This is a genomic window from Mycobacterium sp. shizuoka-1 (assembly GCF_002723835.1).
In the GTDB taxonomy this organism is placed as follows: Bacteria; Actinomycetota; Actinomycetes; order Mycobacteriales; family Mycobacteriaceae; genus Mycobacterium.
Window position 1 is genome coordinate 69104 of the sequence record NZ_BEWG01000067.1, and the last position, 19604, is coordinate 88707.

15 protein-coding genes are annotated in these 19604 nt (G+C 68.1%); 7 read left to right on the forward strand and 8 right to left on the reverse strand.

The annotated features are described in order from the left end of the window. A partial coding sequence (locus tag MSZK_RS19670; protein WP_233211406.1) for a GAF domain-containing protein occupies nucleotides 1-373 on the reverse strand: 373 nt, incomplete at its 3' end. A gap of 75 nt (nucleotides 374-448) precedes the next feature. Between MSZK_RS19670 and MSZK_RS19675 the strand changes: the two genes are divergently transcribed. Beyond that, entirely contained in the window at nucleotides 449-1486 is a 1038-nt protein-coding gene (locus MSZK_RS19675; protein ID WP_099250422.1) for a low specificity L-threonine aldolase, read from the forward strand. Here the strand turns inward: MSZK_RS19675 and MSZK_RS19680 are convergent. Genes MSZK_RS19680 through MSZK_RS19690 form a run of 3 tightly spaced genes read right to left on the reverse strand, consistent with a single transcriptional unit; the run spans nucleotide 1483 to nucleotide 5264 of the window. Then, the gene (locus MSZK_RS19680; protein WP_099250351.1) at nucleotides 1483-2334 is read right to left on the reverse strand and encodes a carboxymuconolactone decarboxylase family protein; all 852 of its coding nucleotides are present in this window, start codon (nucleotides 2332-2334) and stop codon (nucleotides 1483-1485) included. The genes MSZK_RS19675 and MSZK_RS19680 overlap by 4 nt on opposite strands. 7 nt (nucleotides 2335-2341) lie before the next feature. After that, nucleotides 2342-3715, reverse strand: a complete 1374-nt coding sequence (locus MSZK_RS19685) for a metallopeptidase TldD-related protein (protein WP_099250423.1) — start codon at nucleotides 3713-3715, stop codon at nucleotides 2342-2344. A 37-nt stretch (nucleotides 3716-3752) separates the two neighbouring features. After that, nucleotides 3753-5264, reverse strand: coding sequence for a TldD/PmbA family protein (locus tag MSZK_RS19690; protein WP_099250352.1), 1512 nt, complete (start codon nucleotides 5262-5264; stop codon nucleotides 3753-3755). Between the two features lie 39 nt (nucleotides 5265-5303). Here MSZK_RS19690 and MSZK_RS19695 point away from each other — a divergent pair, with 39 nt between their 5' ends. Genes MSZK_RS19695 through MSZK_RS19705 form a run of 3 tightly spaced genes read left to right on the forward strand, consistent with a single transcriptional unit; the run spans nucleotide 5304 to nucleotide 8255 of the window. Next, nucleotides 5304-6185: a carbohydrate ABC transporter permease gene (locus MSZK_RS19695; protein ID WP_099250353.1), complete on the forward strand. Its 882-nt coding sequence runs from the start codon at nucleotides 5304-5306 to the stop codon at nucleotides 6183-6185. Continuing rightward, nucleotides 6172-6984: a carbohydrate ABC transporter permease gene (locus MSZK_RS19700; protein WP_199203405.1), complete on the forward strand. Its 813-nt coding sequence runs from the start codon at nucleotides 6172-6174 to the stop codon at nucleotides 6982-6984. Before MSZK_RS19695 ends, MSZK_RS19700 begins: the two co-directional genes overlap by 14 nt. Continuing rightward, nucleotides 6981-8255, forward strand: a complete 1275-nt coding sequence (locus tag MSZK_RS19705; protein ID WP_099250355.1) for a sugar ABC transporter substrate-binding protein — start codon at nucleotides 6981-6983, stop codon at nucleotides 8253-8255. The genes MSZK_RS19700 and MSZK_RS19705 overlap by 4 nt, the downstream gene beginning before the upstream one ends. Before the next feature lie 159 nt (nucleotides 8256-8414). On the opposite strand, the gene MSZK_RS19710 is transcribed toward MSZK_RS19705, so the two are convergent. Then, nucleotides 8415-9239 (reverse strand): energy-coupling factor transporter transmembrane protein EcfT, encoded by an 825-nt coding sequence (locus MSZK_RS19710; protein ID WP_099250356.1) that lies wholly within the window; start codon nucleotides 9237-9239, stop codon nucleotides 8415-8417. Next, a complete protein-coding gene (locus MSZK_RS19715; RefSeq protein ID WP_199203406.1) occupies nucleotides 9236-11287 on the reverse strand; it encodes a DUF2232 domain-containing protein in 2052 nt (683 codons plus the stop codon). Before MSZK_RS19715 ends, MSZK_RS19710 begins: the two co-directional genes overlap by 4 nt. Before the next feature lie 136 nt (nucleotides 11288-11423). Here MSZK_RS19715 and MSZK_RS19725 point away from each other — a divergent pair, with 136 nt between their 5' ends. Next, complete coding sequence (locus tag MSZK_RS19725) at nucleotides 11424-11891, forward strand: MarR family winged helix-turn-helix transcriptional regulator (protein ID WP_371411366.1); 468 nt, start codon at nucleotides 11424-11426, stop codon at nucleotides 11889-11891. Between the two features lie 13 nt (nucleotides 11892-11904). Beyond that, nucleotides 11905-13110: an MFS transporter gene (locus tag MSZK_RS19730; RefSeq protein WP_099250360.1), complete on the forward strand. Its 1206-nt coding sequence runs from the start codon at nucleotides 11905-11907 to the stop codon at nucleotides 13108-13110. On the opposite strand, the gene MSZK_RS19735 is transcribed toward MSZK_RS19730, so the two are convergent. Beyond that, nucleotides 13111-13998: a bestrophin family ion channel gene (locus MSZK_RS19735; protein WP_099250361.1), complete on the reverse strand. Its 888-nt coding sequence runs from the start codon at nucleotides 13996-13998 to the stop codon at nucleotides 13111-13113. Between the two features lie 187 nt (nucleotides 13999-14185). Here MSZK_RS19735 and MSZK_RS19740 point away from each other — a divergent pair, with 187 nt between their 5' ends. Next, a complete protein-coding gene (locus MSZK_RS19740; protein ID WP_099250362.1) occupies nucleotides 14186-16108 on the forward strand; it encodes an acyl-CoA dehydrogenase in 1923 nt (640 codons plus the stop codon). Here MSZK_RS19740 and MSZK_RS19745 read toward each other — a convergent pair. Then, nucleotides 16105-19437 (reverse strand): EAL domain-containing protein, encoded by a 3333-nt coding sequence (locus tag MSZK_RS19745; protein ID WP_099250363.1) that lies wholly within the window; start codon nucleotides 19435-19437, stop codon nucleotides 16105-16107. The two genes, MSZK_RS19740 and MSZK_RS19745, sit on opposite strands and share 4 nt — an antisense overlap. Nucleotides 19438-19604: the final 167 nt, after the last annotated feature.

Genomic DNA, 19604 nt, shown 5'->3' on the forward strand with positions numbered 1-19604 from the left:
CCACCGCGCCGGACCCGTCGTGCACCGGCAGGCCCAGGTAGTTGTGCAGACCGAACTCCACCTCGTCCTCGTTGCCGGCGAAGGTGGCGTTGTCCCGGGAATCCCGCACGAACACCGCGCCGTCGGAATCGACCACCCGCTCGCAGTACAGCGGCACCCGGGACTCGTCGTCGAGCGCCTTCTTGCCGGCCGCTCCCACGGTGTAATGCCGGGTGGCCTCGCCCGCTGTGGCGGCCACCACCATCGAATCTGGTTCCGAGCGCATCACCAGAACCGACTTCACCCCGAGCTGTGCGGCGATCCGCTCGAGCTGGCCGGCCAACGGCGCAAGCGCCGCTGTGGTGTCCGTCTGGTGGGGTTCGGCGTCGGGCATCCCGCCAGTCTTCCGGCGTCCGGAGCCGGCGGCAACCGTTTCGCTCACCGCGAGCGCGGATGTCACGATGGAGTTGTGCCGTCCCCGTCCACCGCGTTCGCCTCCGACAACGCCGCACCCGCACACCCCAAGGCCCTCGACGCCATCCTGGCCGCCAACCACGGCGCCACCACCTCCTACGGCGACGACCCGCTCACCGCCCGCGCCGCCCAGCACATCAAAGACGTCTTCGACGCCCCCACCGCCGACGTCTTGTTCGCGTTCACCGGCACCGGCGCCAACATCATCGCGCTGGCGTCGGCCGTGCGGCCCTGGCACGAGATCCTCTGCAGCGACATCGCCCACAGCCTGCTCGACGAAGCGGGCGGCCCCGTCCTGGTGTCCGGCGCCAGCCTGCATGCGCTGCCCAGTGACGACGGGATCATCGACCCGGCACTGCTGGACCGTCGCATCACTCGCCGCCCCGACGTGCACCACTCCCAGCCACACATCGTCACCATCACCCAGTCCACCGAGAACGGCCGCGTCTGGCAGCCCGACGTGATCGCCGACTTCATCGACCACGCCCACGACCTCGACCTGCTGGTCCACGTCGACGGCTCCCGTATCGCCAACGCGGTTGCAGCCCTCGATGTTTCACCCGCCCAGGCGGTCGGCGACGCCGACATCGTCACCATCGGCGGCACCAAGAACGGCATGCTGTTCGGCGACGCGATCCTGGTTCGCCGCCCGGAGCACTTCGCCGGGATCGCGTTCGTCCAAAAACAGATCGGCCACCTGGCCAGCAAACACCGTTATGTCTCAGCGCAATTCGACGCCATGCTGGCCGACGGGACCTGGCTCGAGGTGGCCGCCCACGCCAACGCCATGGCCGCCCGGCTGAGCACCGGCATCACCGGCCTCGGCCTGCACCTGAGCTCCCCCACCGAGGCCAACGAGGTGTTCGTCGACCTGCCCGCCGAGGCACTGGCCGCCGTGCGAGAACGGTTCGCCGTCCACGCTCCCGACCCGCACAAGCCGGCAGTCCGATTCGTCTGTTCCTGGGCCACCACCGCCGCCGACGTCGACGCCGCGTTGCAGGCGCTGTCCGACGCTCACGGCCGGATCATCTAGGCGCTGGAGGAGAAGACGGTCTGGCCGTCCGCGTCGATCAGATAGCGTTCGGTGCCCTCGGCGACCCGCGCCTGATCAGCCTTCAACGACACCGCGATCTTGTTGCTCGCATTGCGCATCACGTCCAGCGTCAGCTCGCGGGCCTGCTCGTGCGAGAAGTGCTCGCGCACACCGGAAGCCACTGCCGGGCTGATCCGCGCCGGTGACCAGATCAACGCGTCGGCATACCGCAGCGCCGCCTTGTGCGCATCGGTGAGCAGCTCGGAGGATTCGAAGTGCTCGATGTCGTCGTACATCGACTCGCTGCCACCGGCGTCCAAAGCCTTACTTTCCCGCAGCGACTTACACAGCCGGCAGTTGTGCGCCACCGCCCCGCGCAGCCGCACCACCTCGGTGGTCACCGGATCCAGCGACTTCAGCCGGGCCACCCCGGGCAGCAGCTGGTTGAACAGCACGTCACCGGCGTCGATGCTCGCATCCCACACCGGCGCCTCGGGCACCCAGTCGACCGGCAGCCCCAGCACCTCGAGCCCGCCTCGCACCCGGGGCAGGAAGTCGGCGAAGAACATCTGGATGACCGCGCCGAACGTCGCCGGGCCCAGCGCCGTGGTCAGCGCCTCGCGTTGCCGATCCGAGATCGCCGACACGTCGACACTGAACTGCTCGGCGAACTCGGCCACCACCTTCTCGGCGTCGGTCTCCGGCGCGCTCACCGGCGTCTGCGCGGGCAGCGGCGTCAGCGACAGAGTCTGGCCGCACGTCGCGCGCACCAGTCCCACCACCCGCTGCTGATCGGCCGGTGACTGCACCACCAGCTGGGACAGCACTACATCCAGATCGTCAGCCATCTGCCGATTATTGCGCCTGACTGACCGACGACATGTGGAAGTCCGGGATTCGCAGCGTCGGCATGACCGCGCGCGTCGCCCAGTCGCCCCATTCCCGCGGCAGGGTCTGTTCGGCCTGCCCCGCCTCGGTGGCCCGGCGCAGCAGATCCAGCGGGCTCTCGTTGAACCGGAAGTTGTTGACCGCCGCGGTGACTTCGCCGTCCTCGATCAGGTAGACCCCGTCGCGGGTGAGCCCGGTCAACAGCAGCGTGGTCGGGTCGACGGTGCGGATGTACCACAGCGTGGTCAGCAGCAGGCCGCGCTCGGTGGCGGCCACCATGTCGGCCAATTCGGCGCTGCCGCCGGTCATCAGCAGGTTGTCGGCCGGGATCGCCGGTGCCGTACCGAACTCGGCGGCCGCGGCCCGCGGATAGGCCAGCGCGTTGATCACGCCGTCGCGGATCCAGTCCACCCGGCCGATGTCCATCCCGTTGTCGAACACCGACACCGTCTCCGAGCCGCTGGACGCGGCGACGAACGGCGCGCACTGCAGGCCCGCCGCGAACGGGTCGGAGTACATCGTCAGCGGCAAGTCGGTGAGCTTCTCCCCCACCCGGGTTCCGCCGCCGGGCGCCGACAACGCGGTCCGCCCCTCCTCGGCGCCGCGGCCGTCCATCGACCAGCCCAGGTAGATCATCATGTCGGCGACCGTCGACGGCGGCATCAGCGTCTCGTAGCGCCCCGCGGGCAGTTCGACGGTTCGCTGCGCCCAGCCCAGCCGCATCGCCAGATCGTCCAGCAGCGCGTCGGTCGGGACCTCTACGAACCACGGTGTGCTCACCCCGGCCCACGCGCTGGCCTGGTCGCGTTTGGCGTTGATCTCCACCGTGCCGGTCGGCTGGGTGAAGCGCCGGCGGATCCCGGTGGACGTGGCCAGAAACGTCGTCTCGACGACGTGGTGGGCGTAGCCGTAGAGCCGGTCGGTGCGGCCGAACCCGCGCGACAACGACTCGGCGACGTCGGCGAACACCGCGGCGTCGGTGTCGGGCACCGGCTCGTTCCAGTCGTCAGGCGTTCCGCTGCCGGTGAGCAGGGCGGCGCTGTCGCGGGCGTCGGGAGCGGCATGTGCGGCCTGTTCGGCGGCGGCCACCAGCGCACCGATCGCCGCCGGGTCGACGTCGCTGGTGCGGATCGCCCCGGTGTGCGAGGTATCACCCTTGCGCACAATGGAAATCACGGTGGTCGACCGGGTCCGGGAGACGCCGTTGGTGGTCATCGAGTTGCCGGCCCAGCGCAGCGATGCCTCGGCGGTGTCGGTGACGATGACGATTGTCTCGTCGACCCGGCCGGACTGGCCGGCGGCCTGCAGCGCCAGTTCGACGACCTGCTGTGCGGGGATCATGCGCGACACCACCCCAATTTGGCCTCTTCGCTGACGCTCATCGGCCGGCCTCCTCACGGGTATTCAGCACGTTCACCCCACGGAACAGCGCCGACGGGCAGCCGTGGCTGACCGCGGCGACCTGGCCGGGCTGAGCCTTACCGCAGTTGAACGCCCCGCCCAGACGCCAGGTCGACGGCCCCCCAACGGCTTCCATCGAATTCCAGAAGTCGGTGGTGGTGGCCTGGTAGGCGACGTCGCGCAGCTGGCCGTCCAGCCGGCCGTCGCGGATCCGGTAGAACCGCTGACCGGTGAACTGGAAGTTGTAGCGCTGCATGTCGATCGACCAGGACTTGTCCCCGACGATGTAGATGCCGTCGGCGACCCGGCCGATCAGATCGTCGGTGCTCAGATCGTCAGAACCCGGCTGCAATGAGACGTTGGCCATCCGCTGGATCGGGACATGGTGCGCGGAATCGGCATACGAGCAGCCGTTGGAGCGGGCCTGACCCAGTCGCGGGGCGAACACCCGGTCCAGTTGATAGCCGACGAAGATGCCGTCGCGCACCAGATCCCAACTCTGGGCGGCCACTCCCTCGTCGTCGTATCCGATTGTCGCCAAACCATATTCGACGGTGCGGTCGGCGGTCACCGTCATCACCGGCGAGCCGTAGCGCATGGTGTTCAGCTTGTCCGGGGTGGCGAACGAGGTGCCGGCATAGGCCGCCTCGTAGCCGATCGCGCGGTCGTATTCGGTGGCGTGCCCGATGGATTCGTGGATCGTCAGCCACAGGTTGGTCGGGTCGATCACCAGGTCGGTCGGGCCGGCCACCACGGTGGGCGCCTTGGTCTTCTCGGCCAGCAGGCCGGGCAGCTCGGCCAGCTCGGTGCTCCAGTCCCACACGTCGTCGCCGGCCAGCACCTCCCAGCCGCGGGCCATCGGCGGGGCCAGCGTGCGCATCGACTCGAAGCTGCCGGCGGCGGCGTCCACCGCCACCGCCTCCAGAGCCGGCATCACCCGCACCCGCTGCTGGGTGATCGACGAGCCGAAGGTGTCGGCGTAGAACACCTGCTCCTTGACCGTGTTGACCATCGCTGACACATGGTCCACCCCGTCGGACGCCAGCAGCCGGCCCGAGTACTCCCCGAGCAGCGCGATCTTGTCGGCGGTCGACACCGTGAACGGGTCGATCGCGTAGCTCGACACCCAGGTGACGTCGGCGTAGACCGGCTCGGGCGCCAGCTCGATGCGTTCGGCATTCAGCGCCGCCAGCGAGGTGGCGACCTGCACGGCGCGGCGGGCGGTGTCGGCGGCGACCTCGGGGGCGAGTTCGGCGTGGGAGGCAAAACCCCAGGTGCCGTCGACGATCACTCTTACCGCCAGTCCGATCTCCCGGTCGGTGACCGCGCTCTGCAGCTCCCCGTCGCGCAGCTGCACCACTTCGCTGGTCACGGCGTGGATGCGCAGGTCGGCATAGCTGGCCCCGGCGGCGCGGGCCGCAGACAGGGCGGCGTCGGCGAGCGCGTGGCGCGGCAGGGCCAGGAAGTCGGCGTCGACATCAAGACTCACGAGCTACACCGTAACGGGCGAGTCGGCCAACCCGCTTTAATGGCGAAGGTGACCACTCGGCGTGTGCGCTCCACCCTGCTCGGGTATGCGCTGCTGGCGCCGAGCCTGTTCGGGGTGGTGTGCTTCCTGCTGTTGCCGATGCTGGTGGTGGTGTGGCTGAGCCTGCACCGCTGGGATCTGCTGGGACCCATCCGCTATGTGGGGCTGGACAATTGGCGCACGGTGCTCACCGACCCCGGCTTCGGCAACTCGTTGTTGGCGACGCTGGCGTTCATCGCGATCGTGGTGCCTGCCCAGATCGTCCTGGGTTTGGCCGCGGCCGCGCTGCTGGCCCGGGAACTGCCGGGTAGCGGGGTGTTCCGCACCGTGTACGTGCTGCCGTGGGTGTGTTCGCCGCTGGCGGTCGCGGTGTTGTGGCGTTGGATTCTGGCCCCCACCGACGGCGCGGTCAGCAGCCTGTTGGATCGGCGCATCGAGTGGCTGACCGATCCGGGACTGGCGCTGCCGGTTGTGTCGGCGGTGACGGTGTGGACCAATGTCGGTTACGTGACCCTGTTCTTCCTGGCCGGCATCCTGGCGATCCCGCCGCAGATCCATGCCGCCGCCCGCCTGGACGGCGCGACCGGCTGGCAGCGGTTCTGGCACATCACGCTGCCGATGCTGCGCCCGACGCTGTTCTTCGTGTCGGTCACCGGCATCGTCAGCGCGGCGCAGGTCTTCGACACCGTGTACGCGCTGACCGGCGGCGGCCCGGGCGGGCGTACCGATCTGGTGGCGCACCGCATCTATGCCGAAGCGTTCGGCGCCGCGGCGATCGGGCGGGCCGCGGTGATGGCGCTGGTGCTGTTCGTCATCCTGGTGGGCGCGACGATCGTCCAGCATCTCTACTTTCGTCGCCGGATCAGCTATGACCTCACGTAACGCGGTGATCTATCTGGGGCTGTTGGCCGGGGCGGTGATCACCCTGGCCCCGTTCGGGTTGGGCCTGCTGACCTCGGTCACCTCCGCACAGCAGTTCGCCACCGGCGCGCCGCTGTCGCTGCCCCGCCCGCCGACCCTGGGCAATTACGCGGCCCTCGGTGATGCTGGGTTCGGGCGTGCGCTGGCGGTCACCGCGCTGATGACGGCGATGATCACGCTGGCTCAGCTGACGTTCTCGGTGCTGGCCGGTTATGCGTTCGCCCGCCTGGAGTTCGCCGGACGCGACGTGCTGTTCTGGCTGTACATCGCGACTCTCATGGTGCCGGGCACCGTCACCGTGGTGCCGCTGTATCTGATGATGGCCGAGGCCGGGCTGCGGAACACGTTCTGGGCGTTGGTGTTGCCGTTCCTGTTCGGTTCGCCGTATGCGATCTTCCTGCTGCGCGAATACTTTCGCGGCATCCCCGCCGACCTGGTCAACGCCGCGCGCCTGGACGGCGCCAACACCCTCGACGTGATCGTGCACGTGGTGTTGCCGGCCAGCAAGCCGATCCTGGTGACGCTGACGTTGATCACCGTTGTCAGCCAGTGGAATTCGTTCATGTGGCCGCTGGTGATCACCAGCGGCCGCACGTGGCGGGTGCTCACCGTCGCCACCGCAGGATTGCAGACCCAGTACAACGCCCAGTGGACGTTGGTGATGGCGGCGACGACGGTGGCGATAGTCCCGCTGATCGCGCTGTTCCTGGTGTTTCAGCGTCAGATCGTGCGTTCGATCGTGGTGACCGGGCTGAAATGAGCTGGCCGCCACGCTTCTCCACCCGGCTGCTGGCCGGGCTGGTCGCGGTCGCGGTGCTGCTGGTGGCCGGCGTGCTTGTACTTGGCCGCAGTAGCGACCCATCCGGCAGGACCGTCATCACCGTGCGGCTGTGGGACCCCGCCGTGGCCGCCGCCTACACCGAATCGTTCGCCGAGTTCACCCGCACCCACCCGGACATCGAGGTGCGCACCGACGTCGTCCCCTACGCCAGCTACTTCACCACCCTGCGCACGGATGTGGCCGGTGGCGGCGCGGACGACATCTTCTGGATCAACAACGCCAACCTCGCCGAATACGCCGACAACGACCGGTTGATGGCCGTCGACCCCCGCCCCGACTGGGACCCGTCGGTGATGGCCCAGTTCACCCGCAACGGCGTGCTGTGGGGTGTGCCGCAGCTGACCGACGCCGGGATCGCCCTGTACTACAACGCCGACCTTTTGGCCGCCGACGGTGTCGACCCCGCCGACCTGGACACCCTGCGCTGGGATCCCGACCCCGCCGTGGACAGCCTGCGCCCCCTGCTCAGGCGGCTCACCCACGGCCGACAGTGGGGATACAACGCCGCCAACGACTTACAGGCCATCTACCTCAACTACATCGGCTCGGCGGGCGGAGTGTTCTCCTCTCGTGACCGATTCGCATTCGACAACCCACGGGCACGCCTGGCGTTCCAGTACGTGATCGACTTGATCAACACCGATCGGGTCGCCCCGCCGGCGTCGGACACCAACGACAACGGCGACTTCTCCCGCAACCAGTTCCTGTCCGGGCGGATGGCAGTGTTCCAGTCCGGCACCTACAACCTGGCCCAGATCGCCGAGCGCGCACCGTTCCGCTGGGGAGTGGCAATGCTGCCGGCCGGGCCTGCCGGCCGGGTCAGCGTCACCAACGGCATTGTCGCCGCTGGTAATCCGGCCACCCGCCACCCCGAGGCCGTCCGCGCGGTGCTGGCCTGGCTGGGCAGCAGCCGCGGCAACGCCTACCTGGGCACCAGCGGTGCGGCCATCCCCGCGGTACTGCCCGCTCAGCAGGTGTATTTCGACTACTGGTCGGCCAAGGGGGTGGATGTGCGGCCGTTCTTCACGGTGCTCGACGGCCCGCGGATCGCCGCGCCCGGCGGGGCCGGGTTCGCCGCCGGCTACCAGGCGATCAAGCCATACTTCGACGAGATGTTCCTGGGCCGAACGCCCGTCGCTGACGCGCTGGCCGCTGCGCAGAAGGCGGCCAATGCCGCCGCCGCACGCTAGTGTCCTGAGTCGTTAATTCGTTTGCAGTGGTCCCGACCGCCGAGCGTGTGGGTTCTCGTTGAGGATCGACGAAAAATCAACGACAACACCCACGTTCGGCGCGCGAAGGGGGGCCGATTCGGGCGATTCCCGGGGCTGGCGAACTAATGACTCAGGACGCTAGATACCGGCGAGCACCGTCGCCTGCAAGGCCGCCGCCACCACGATCACCAGCCCGCAGACCACCAGCACCACCCAGTCGGCCCGCTTCGGCCCGGATGGTGCCGCCGAGATCATGCCGGTCCCGCCGCGCGCGGTGATCGCATCGCCCATCTCGTCGGCGCGGCGCAGCGCCACCGTGACCCCGGCCGCCATCAGGTCGACCATCTCGATCGCCCAGCGCCGGCGCCGGGCCCGGCGGCTGGTCAGCACCGGCGGCGGGCGCAGCCGCCGCGCGGCATACAGCAACCGGAATTCCTCGAGCAGCATCGGAAAAGCCCGCAGCGACAGGGCCAGGGCCACCGCCCAGTCGTCGACCGGAATGCGGAAGAACTTCAGCGGCCGGCCCAGCCGAGCCACTGCGGGCGCCACATCAGCAACGTTGGTCGTCCAGGAGACCAACATGCCCAGGCCCAGCAACACGATCGACACCACGGTGATCCGCACGAACTTCAGCAGCCCGCCCAGCGCGATGTCGTACGAGCCCAGGTGCAGAACCGGCGTCCCGCCGCCGAGCGTGGCGGTCACCGCACCCAACAGCAGCAGCAACCACAGCCACGTGGGGACGGACGGCACCACACCCCGCGGAATGCGGGCCATCCGAATCGCGATACCGATGACGATGGTCACCAACGCGAGCGGCACCCAGTCCGGGTAGAACGCCAGTAACGCCGAGAACGCCAGGACGACGAGAATTTTGGTGCCGGCCCACAGCTCGTGGATCGGGGACGTGCCGGGCACCGGGCGCAGCAGCACCACCGGGCGGGACTGACGGGTGGTGGTCATGACGGCCCCTCGGTCAGCACGCCCTGGTTCAGGTGCAGGGTGCGCGGGCACAGCTCCTCCAGCCCGACGAAGTCGTGCGAGATCACCACGACGGTCAATCCGCTGTTGCGGCGCAGATCGCTGAGCAGTCGCAGCAGTCCGCGCTGGCTGGCGGCATCCAGGCCGGCGAGCGGCTCGTCGAGGATCAGCGCCTGTGGTGAGCGGGCCAACAGCCCGGCGATCACCACTCGGCGCATCTGCCCGCCGGAGAGCTGGTCGATGCGGCGCCGGGCCAGCGATGCGTCCAGGCCCACCTTGGCCAGCGCGCCGGTCACCCGGGCGTGGTCGTGCGGCGAAAACCCCGCCGCAGAAGCGACTTCGGTGTCCACACGGCTGCGCATCAGCTGCAGCCGAGCGGCCTGGAAGGCGATCGCCACCGCGCCGATGCACTCGGTGGCGGGCCGTCCGCGAACCAGGCAGGCGCCGGCAGTCGGCGTGGTCAGCCCCGCCATGATCCAGGCCAGGGTGGACTTGCCGGAACCGTTACCGCCGTGAATCAGCACGCCGTCACCCTCGGAGACGGTGAAGCTGACATCGGACAGCGCGGGTTTGGCCCACGGTGTGCCGCTGGCGTATTCGTGACTGACATGGTCCAGCTGCAGCACCGGCGCCGCCGCCCGCGGGGCGGCGCTCGCCGTCGCGGTGGGCGCGGCGGCGCTTTCGACCATCTCGGTGTTGTCCTGCGAGGCGCTCAGCGTGACGATCCGGTCGGCGGTGTAGGCCTCGTTGTTGTAGTGGGTGATCTGCACCAGCGCCATCCGGTGCCGTTCGGTGAGCCCGGACAACACCGTGAGCAGGGCTTCGCGGCCCCGTTGGTCCACCATGCTGGTGACCTCGTCGGCGATCAGCATCGACGGGCGGCGCGCCAGGGCCGCGGCCACCGCGAGGCGCTGCAGTTCGCCGCCGGACAGCCCGCCGGTGTCGCGTTCCTCCATCCCGGTCAGGCCGACTTCGGCCAGCAAACCCGCGACGTCGGTGGTCGTTCCCGGCGGCAGCCCCCACACCACGTCGTCGGCGACCCTCGTTCCGAGGACCTGACTTTCGGGGTGTTGCATGACGACCGCGGTCCCACCCAGCCGGCCGAGCCCGACCGCGCCGGGCCGTTCGATCGAGCCGGACGTGGGGTGCCGGCCGGACAGCAGCAGCATCAGTGTGGTTTTGCCGGAACCGTTGGCGCCGGTGATCGCCACGTGCTCGCCCGGTTCCACGGTCATGCTCAGCGGCCGCAGCGCGTCGTGCGCGGCGCCGGGGTACCGGAACCGGGCATCGGCCAGCCGCACCGGAACCGGTGCGACCGGCCCGGTTTCGTCGGGGATCTCGAGTTTGTGGACGTCGGGGATGCCGCGCAGCCGCTCCAGCACCCGCGACAGCGCCCACCAGCCCACCAGGGTCACGACCATGATCGAGAAGATGGCGTAGGCCATCAACAGCAGCGGCCAGTACTCCAGGGCGACGCCGAACAGGTGACGGGCGTCCTGCGCGGCGGGTCGGAACGGCTCGAAGCGCGACACCACGGAGACGACCCCGTCGAAGTTGGCGGTCATGGCGGCGAAGGTGAGTGTGCGCAGCCGCACCAGTACGGTCAGCGCGGCGATGATGAAGAGCCCGAAGACCACGCCGGCCACCAGTCCGACCGCGATCACGGTCGGCGTGCCGCGCTTGCGCCGTTTCATGATGCCGGCCAGCCCGCCGACATAGGCGCAGTTGACCACCACCATCAAGCCGCTGATGCCGGCGATCAGGAACGCCACCACGCTGGCCGCGAACGTCGCGGCCACCAGCACCCGCAGCCGGTAGCGGTAGCCGAGCAATCCCATCGGGACGGTGGTCAGCAGTGACAGCCCGCCGGCGAACGGGACGACGACCGAGATGATCGACAGTGCTGCGGCCAGCGCCGCCATCACCGAGGCCTGGGCCATCTCCACCGGTGACAGTGCACGCGCTGCGCGGCGGTCGAGCGACGGGCCGGAGGGCTGGCGCGCAGGCGCCTCCGGTCTCGTCGCGGTCATCACCCGATTCTGCCAGCCCGCGCGCCCGGGCCGTCGCTTCGACCTGCCGCCGACGGCACCTGCTGTGGACCTGCTGTGAGGAAGGCCACCGGGCTGCCGGGCGACAACATAGTATTTCTATGTAAATATGGAACGCATGAGTCCGACGCCCACTCAGGAACGCTCCGACTCCACTTCCGGTCTGGGATCCGAGCTGCTCACGGTCGTTGCGAAGCTCAACCGTCTGGCCACCCAACGGATCCGGCTGCCGCTGCCGTGGGCACAGGCCAGACTGCTGGGCACCATCGAGGATCAAGGCGAAGCCCGGATCTCGGATCTGGCCGAGCTCGACCACTGCTCCCAGCCGACGATGACCACCCAGGTCCGTCGCCTCGAAGACGCCGGCCTGGTGGCGCGCACCCCCGATCCCGTCGATGCGCGTGCCGTCCGCATTCGCATCACCCCCAAGGGCCAGACAATCCTGGCCCAGGTCCGCGCGGACCGCGCCGCGGTGATCGATCCGCGCATCGAGCGGCTCTCCGCCGAGGACCGCGACATTCTGTCGACCGCCGTCGGAGCCCTGCATCGGCTGCTCGACGACCTCGACACCTCCCCGAGAAGTTAGGAGTGAGCCACTCATGTGGCGCCAACCCAAGGCCGTCTGGGCCGTCGCGTTCGCATCCGTCGTCGCCTTCATGGGCATCGGACTCGTCGACCCGATCCTGAAACCGATCGCCGACAACCTCGACGCCACCCCGTCGCAGGTGTCGCTGCTGTTCACCAGCTATATGGCCGTCATGGGTGTGGCGATGCTGGTCACCGGCGTGGTGTCCAGCCGGATCGGCCCGAAACGGACCCTGCTGCTGGGTCTGGTGATCATCATCGCGGGCGCCGGACTGGCCGGGATGAGCGACACCGTGATGGGCATCGTGGGCTGGCGCGCGCTGTGGGGCCTGGGCAACGCGCTGTTCATCGCCACCGCGCTGGCCACCATCGTCAGTTCCGCGCGCGGCTCGGTCGCCCAGGCCATCATCCTCTACGAGGCGGCGCTGGGGCTCGGCATCGCGGTCGGCCCCTTGGTCGGCGGCATGCTGGGGTCGATCTCGTGGCGCGGCCCGTTCTTCGGGGTGTCGGCGCTGATGGCCCTCGCGCTGGTGGTGACGGCGCTGCTGTTGCCCGAAACCCCGCGTCCGCAGCGGGTGACGACACTGGCCGATCCGTTCCGGGCGCTACGGCACCGCGGCCTGTTCGGCGTGGCCGTCACCGCGCTGCTCTACAACTTCGGGTTCTTCACCCTGCTGGCGTTCACCCCGTTCCCGCTCGACATGACGGCCCACGAGATCGGCCTGATCTTCTTCGGCTGGGGCGTGTGCCTGGCGTTCACCTCGGTGGTGGTCGCACCCCGGCTGCAGCACCGCTTCGGCACCGTTCGCGTGCTGGTGATCAACCTGCTGTGCTTCGCGGCCCTGCTGGCGGTGATGGCCGTGGTCACCGACGACAAGACCGCGCTGGCCGCCTGCGTGGTGGTGGCCGGCCTGTTCATCGGCGTCAACAACACGCTGATCACCGAGACGGTGATGAAGGCCGCTCCCATCGAGCGCGGCGTCGCCTCGGCGGCCTACAGCTTCATGCGGTTCGGCGGCGCGGCCGTCGCCCCCTGGCTGGCCGGAGTGCTCGGCGAGCGGATCAGCGTGCATCTGCCGTTCTGGGTGGGTGCCACCGCGGTCCTGGTCGGCGCCGGGGTGCTGGGCCTGACCAGCCGCCATCTGAGCGTCGACGAACCCGAAAGCGAGCTCGACGAACTGACCGACGAGGCCGTCGCGGTCACCGTCGGCGACAGCTGATCACATCCAGACGGTCGCCTTGGCGCTCTCCCGCGGCTGAGCGAGCGGATGGCCCGACCCGAGCATGTTGCCGGTGATCGTCGAACAGAAGCGGTACATCGAGATGTCGAACACGGTGTTGCTCATCGGCTTTTCGATGAAATGTCCGAGCCGCTCAGCGCCGACGAACACGACCATCAGCAGCAGGCCGATCAGCACACCGGCAACCGGATGGGTGGACCCGTCCAGCCGGGTGAAGGCCATGATCGCGAAGAACCAGGCCACCGTGCGGATGAAGAACTCGTAGTGCACCGGGATGGGCTCGTTACGAATGCGCTCGAGCCCGCTCTGCGCGCTCACCAGCCCGGTGTTCGCCGTCATCAGCATCATCCGGGCCTGGGAGTCGATCTGGTTGTCGGCGCACAGCACCTGGATGTCGGCGGCCTGCTCGGTCAGCAGGTCGGTGGCGCTGATGCCGGCAGGGTCCTCCGGCGTCAGCTCGGCGAGCTCCGGTATCGGCGTGACGCCGCGTAATTCGGCGGCCAGCTGCCAGCAGTAGCGCGCCTGGCGGCGGCGCATCCGATCCAGCACGGTACCCATCCCGGGGGAACCGGTGTCGACCGAACGCAGCCCATTCTGCGTGGCACGGGAATTGATGATGATGTTCCCCCACAGGGTTCGCGCCTCCCACCACCGGTTGTAGGCGATGGTGTTGCGAAAGCCGATGAACACCGAGGCACCGATGCCCAGTACCGACAGCACCGCCGCGGCGTAGTCGATCTGGGTGGGGTCCGGCACCGGCAGCAGTGCGACGGCGACCACCACGATCGCCAGCAGGTCCCAGCGCAACTGCCACGTCACCAGAGCGGTGACCTTGAGCGGGCCCAACTTCCCGACGCTACGGATCACCGCGCCAGCGTATTACCTGGGCGGGGCCTGTTCACGCCAACACCACGGCGGCGAACGCATCTTCGCCCGGCACCGATCGGTCGGCGACCAGGGCCGCAGGTCCAGGCTGTGAGTTCACATATCTGAGGTTGGCCGGCGTTTGCCACATCCGCGTTTGCCCGGGCCGTCCCGTGGATACCTTCAGGGGATGACCACCACTGCGGAGCACCTGCGTAACGCGCTCGACGGACGCTGGCGAGATGTCAAGAACGCCGTGCGCGCCGAACTGTCCACCGAAGTGTTCCGGCCGCACTACACCCCGAACACCGTCATCGCCCGGGCGAAGGTGGCCGAGCAGATGAAGATCATGGCGGCCGCGGGCGCCGCCGAGGACGGTTTCCGCAAGGAACACGGCGGCAACGGCGATGTGGGCGCGGCCGTCACCCGCATCGAGATGCTCGCGATGTCCGACCTGTCCCTGATGGTCAAGGCCGGCGTCCAGTGGGGGCTGTTCGGTGGGGCCATCGAGAATCTCGGCACCGAGCGTCACCACACCGCCTATGTCCAGCGGATCATCGACCTGGACCTGGTCGGTTGTTTCGCGATGACCGAGACCGGACACGGCAGCGACGTCCAGTCTTTGGAAACCACGGCCACCTACGATCCGGCCACCCAAGAATTCGTGATCAACTCCCCCACCCCGACCTCACGTAAGGACTACATCGGCGGTGCCGCCGAAACAGCTCGAGTGGCAGCCGTTTTCGCCCAACTGATCACCGAGGGCCAGACGCACGGGGTGCACTGCTTCGTGGTGCCGATCCGGGACGACACCGGCAACGACCTGCCCGGGGTGACCACATCGGACTGTCAGTACAAGGGCGGCCTGCCCGGCGTCGACAACGGCCGGATCATGTTCGACCATGTCCGCGTTCCGCGCGAGAACCTGCTGAACAAATACGCCGACGTAGCCCCCGACGGTACGTACTCCTCGCCGATCGAGAACCCCAACCGGCGCTTCTTCACCATGCTGGGCACCCTGATCCGCGGCCGGGTCACCGTCGGTGGCAGCGCGGCCGCCGCGGGACGGGTGGCGTTGGACATCGCCGTGCGATATGCCCTGCAGCGCAGGCAGTTCAGCGCGCCGGACGACGAAGGCGAGGTGCTGATCATGGACTACCTGGTCCATCAGCGCCGGCTGTTCCCGCTGATAGCCCGTTCCTACGCACTGCAGTTCGCCCAGAACGAGTTGGTGGCCAAGCTGCACGACCTGCAGACCGCCGACAGCCCTGACACCGAGGAGCAGCGTGAGCTGGAGTCGCGCGCGGCCGGGCTGAAGGCGGCCAACACCTGGCATGCCAGCGCCGCAATCCAGGAAGCCCGCGAAGCCTGCGGCGGCGCAGGCTATCTCGCCGAGAACCGGCTGATCGCCTTGCGTGGAGACACCGACGTGTTCACCACGTTTGAGGGCGACAACCATGTGCTGACCCAGCTGGTGGCCAAGGAGTTGCTGACCGCCTACGCCGACGACATCAAGGGCATGAGCCCGGTCGAGTGGGTGCGTTTCGCCGCCAACTTCGCCGGTGACCGGGTTCTGAAAAGAACTGCGGCCGAGACGATCATGCAGACCATCCTCGACTCGCGTCAGGACAACGAGGAAGAGGGCAGCCTGTTCAACCGCGGCACCCAGGTCAAGATGTTCGAGGACCGCGAGCAGTACCTGCTGTCCACGGTGGCGCGCCGACTGCAGGGCAAGTCCAAGGAGATGTCGGCGTTCGACGCCTTCAACGCGGTGCAGGATCACGTACTGCACACCGCGAAGGCCCACATCGATCGGATCGTGCTCGAGGCGTTCGTCGCCGGCATCGACACCTGTGCCGACGACGAGGCCCGCGCGATCCTCGGTCAGGTGTGCGACCTGTACGCGCTGTCGGTGATCGAGGACGACAAGGCCTGGTTCATCGAGCACCGCTTCCTGTCCACCGAGCGGGCCAAGGCCGTCACGCGCGGCATCAACGAACGGTGCCGGACGCTGCGACCCTACGCCGAACAACTGGTCGACGGGTTCGGCATTCCCGAGCAACTCCGGTATGCGGAGATGCTGCATCCGGAACATCTCGCCACAGGCGGTTAGGTTGTGCAGTTGGTGTCGGGTGCCGGGAACTCGTCACATGCTGCAACCATGTCGCCGAACAAGAACCCCTGACCCAGCTCGCACCCCAACTCGACGAGGGCGTCGAACTGGTCCGGTCGCTCGATACCCTCGGCGATCACCTCGAGCCCAAGGCTGGCTCCGAGGCCTAGCACCGCCCGGGTGATCGCCTCACACCGGGCATCGTCACACAGCCCATCGATGAACTGCTTGTCGATCTTGAGGATGTCCAACGGCAGCGCGACGATTCTCGACAGACCGCTGAAGCCAGTACCGAAGTCGTCAATCGCTATGCGTACCCCGATCCGGCGAAGAGCCTCAAGATCATCTTTGGCCGACTGCGCGATCTTCCCGGCATGACTTTCGGTTATCTCGAGTACGAGCCGGTGCGGCGCCAGGCCCGTCGTGCGGAGGGCTTCGATGATCCCCACCCGGAAGTTGCTGTCCGCCAACTCGCGGAGCGATACGTTGACGTGTACCGCCGCGGCAGCCATGGTCCCACCCCATCGGACCGCCTGTCCACAGGCCTCGTTGAGCACATAACGGCCGATAGCCGGCATCTGACAAGAGTTTTCGGCAAGGTCCAAGAATTCGTCGGGCCCCAATAGTCCCCACGCCGGATGCAACCAGCGCAGAAGGGCCTCGGCCGCAACCCATTCACCCCGTCGCAGATTCACGATCGGTTGGAATTCCAGGGCGAGCTGGCCCAGTCGCAAGGCCGGCTCGAGATCGCGCGTCAGCTGCACTGCGCGCACCAAGGCTGCCTCTTGGGACGGGTCGCCAAGGCTGACCCGATCCCTTCCGGACTTCTTGGCCTGGTACATCAGCATGTCCGCGCGCTGCAGAAGCGATTGGGCGGTGCATCCTGGCTGAGACATCACCGCGCCGGCGCTCACCGACAGCTGGTCGTAGGTTGCGTGGTCGGCGACCCCCACCGGCCGACGCAGCGTGTCCTGGAGCCGTTTGGCCACGCTGTCCAGTTCAGCGACGCTGGACACGGCCGGACACAGCACCGCGAATTCATCACCGCCCAATCGGGCGGCGGTGTCGCCCGGCCGAATCGAGGCCAGGATGCGCTCCGCCATCGTCCTCAGCACGTTGTCACCCTCACCATGACCCCAGGTGTCGTTGACCGCCTTGAACCGGTCCAGGTCGAGGAAGATCAGCCCCCCTCGGCTCGCACCCGGCTGTTCTGCGGCCGCGAGCGCGTGTTCGACCCTATCCATCAACAACGAGCGGTTGGCCAATCCGGTCAGCTGGTCGTGCATGGCCAGGTGCTGCAACTCTGCTTCCACACGCTTGCGGCCGGTGATGTCCTCGACCAAGCACATCCCGTACGGGCCGGCCCCTCCGGAGGCGATGATCGATGCCGAGATCGATCCCCACACTGTTGTACCGTCCGCACGCCGGAACGCGGTCTCGGCGTCATACTGCTGGCCGACGTGCATCGCGAGCAGCGGGCGCAGCCCAGCCGCCCCGGACGTACAGGGCACATCGGCGAGATCGGTCACCGCGATGTCAAGCACCGCGGCCTGCGAGCGACCGACGAAGTCGGCCATGGCCTGATTGCATCGCGTGATTCGTCCATCGCCGTGCGGCGCGAGCTCGAACATGAACATGCCCATCGGGGCCGTGTCGAAGGCCAGCCGGAATCGCTCTTCACTTTCCGCCAGCGCCTGTTTCGCGGCCTTCTGCTGGGTGACGTCGGTGGCCACACCGATGTATCCCCCGCAGCTGCCGTCCGCGTTGGTGATCTGGGAAACGGCCAGGCTCACCGTCACGTGGCTGCCGTCACGCCGGACGTACGTCCACTCGCGAACCTCCGCCTGCTGCGGGGTGACGTTGTGAACGAACACGTCAAAGCCGGCGGGGACGCCGAGTTCGGTCGCCCTGGCGCGAACCTCGTCGTGATCGTGGAAGGCCATCGGCGTATCGCCGAGCATCTCTGCTTCGGTCCAGCCCAGCAGACGCTGCGCGCCGTTGTTAAACACCGTGATGCACCCATCGGGGTCGGTGCCGATGATCGCTTGTTCCGACGCGGCGTGCAGGACGCCGGCAAACAGGTCGCGGGCCTCGCGCAACGCCCGCGCAGTCAGCCGTTCTTCGGTGACGTCGCGATAGGCGATGACCTCAAACATCGACTGGTGGACGAGCGGAGCCGTCGCGAGTTCGACGACTCGGGGTTGCTCACCGGCTACCACGACGTCGCGCGGCCCCTCGCGGTCCGGCGAGAGCACCGCGTTGGGCGCTTTCTCGCCTCGGGCCGCCGAAACCACGTTGTCGACGATGCCCGAATCGGACGCCCGCGCGTTCTGCAGAACGACCTCACCGGCAGGATCGATGAGCAGCACGCTGTCGTGGATGCTGTCCAACACGGCGCCGAACAGTTCGGAATCACGATCAGCCTGATCGCGCGCCACCTGTAGCTTCGAGACAAGGCGAACGCGCGAGTCTCGATACAACGACAACGTCAGGACGACGACCGTCAGACTCCCGACCATCGCCTGCGCCAGCAATGCACGTGTCTGAAGATCGGGAACGACGGACACGCCCCTGCCGAGAAGAGTGGTGACGATAATCCAGATGCCCGCCACCAGCAGGAAAACGGTGCTCACGGTCGTGCTGTAGCGCAGCGCCACCCACACCGCGGGCAGCAACGTCAGAAACGCCAGGGGCACACCGCTGTGCAGCCAGAAGGCCCAGGCGAAAACAACGACCACAACAGCCCCGACCAGCAGCGCCTCCAGCAAGGCCGCCGGGGAAATCTGCGGGCGCTTCCAGGTGACGTCGCGCAGTCTGAGCCAGACGGCCACCCCAAGCAGGGCCGTGGCTCCGTTGCGCACCGCGAACAGCGCAAAAGTCTCCCACGGCGGCTGCCGCATCGCGACGACCATGTAGGCGGTGGCCAAGACTGCCGCGCAGACAGTCCCAGCTGACACAGCCACGACCAGCCGCGCGAAGTCGGCGGGGTCGCGGAGAACGATCTGGTCGCGGTGGTAGGTCAGGATTGCCGCGCTCACCACCGCCAACACGACGTTCACCACCACAAACCACGCGCTGAGCGGCAGCGGGGCCCCCGTCGCCAGATTGGTTCCGAACGTCACAGCGGCCAGGATCGCGACATTGAACAGGCAGGCACGGCGGCCGTAGCCACAGGCTGCGAGCAACCACACGATCGCGACCGCCGCGGCCGGCCACACCAAGGAGAGTTCGCCGCCGCCCAACCGGGTGGCACGACCGAGAACCACCGACAGGGCGTATGCCACGGCAAACGCGCCGATGATCGACGCGGAGCGAAGGGTCGGAGCCATCACACCCCCCTCACCACGGAAACGCCCGCATCCAGAATGCGGCGTTGGTGCGGCGTTCGGACCGGAAAACGGATATTCGCGTCGCTTCTCGGCCAGCCTGGGCCGCCGCACCTGCGATCGGACGGCAAAGACCGGTGCGGGTCCCGCAGGCTCTCGAGGGGCGTGAC

What these genes read in the sequence shown, in the direction of transcription:
- MSZK_RS19680 (WP_099250351.1), bottom strand. Translation starts at nt 2,334, where the DNA reads ATGGCTGACGATCTGGATGTAGTGCTGTCCCAGCTGGTGGTGCAGTCA.
- MSZK_RS19685 (WP_099250423.1), bottom strand. Translation starts at nt 3,715, where the DNA reads ATGATCCCCGCACAGCAGGTCGTCGAACTGGCGCTGCAGGCCGCCGGC.
- MSZK_RS19695 (WP_099250353.1), top strand. Translation starts at nt 5,304, where the DNA reads ATGGCGAAGGTGACCACTCGGCGTGTGCGCTCCACCCTGCTCGGGTAT.
- MSZK_RS19700 (WP_199203405.1), top strand. Translation starts at nt 6,172, where the DNA reads ATGACCTCACGTAACGCGGTGATCTATCTGGGGCTGTTGGCCGGGGCG.
- MSZK_RS19705 (WP_099250355.1), top strand. Translation starts at nt 6,981, where the DNA reads ATGAGCTGGCCGCCACGCTTCTCCACCCGGCTGCTGGCCGGGCTGGTC.
- MSZK_RS19710 (WP_099250356.1), bottom strand. Translation starts at nt 9,239, where the DNA reads ATGACCACCACCCGTCAGTCCCGCCCGGTGGTGCTGCTGCGCCCGGTG.
- MSZK_RS19715 (WP_199203406.1), bottom strand. Translation starts at nt 11,287, where the DNA reads ATGACCGCGACGAGACCGGAGGCGCCTGCGCGCCAGCCCTCCGGCCCG.
- MSZK_RS19725 (WP_371411366.1), top strand. Translation starts at nt 11,424, where the DNA reads ATGAGTCCGACGCCCACTCAGGAACGCTCCGACTCCACTTCCGGTCTG.
- MSZK_RS19730 (WP_099250360.1), top strand. Translation starts at nt 11,905, where the DNA reads ATGTGGCGCCAACCCAAGGCCGTCTGGGCCGTCGCGTTCGCATCCGTC.
- MSZK_RS19740 (WP_099250362.1), top strand. Translation starts at nt 14,186, where the DNA reads ATGACCACCACTGCGGAGCACCTGCGTAACGCGCTCGACGGACGCTGG.
- MSZK_RS19745 (WP_099250363.1), bottom strand. Translation starts at nt 19,437, where the DNA reads ATGGCTCCGACCCTTCGCTCCGCGTCGATCATCGGCGCGTTTGCCGTG.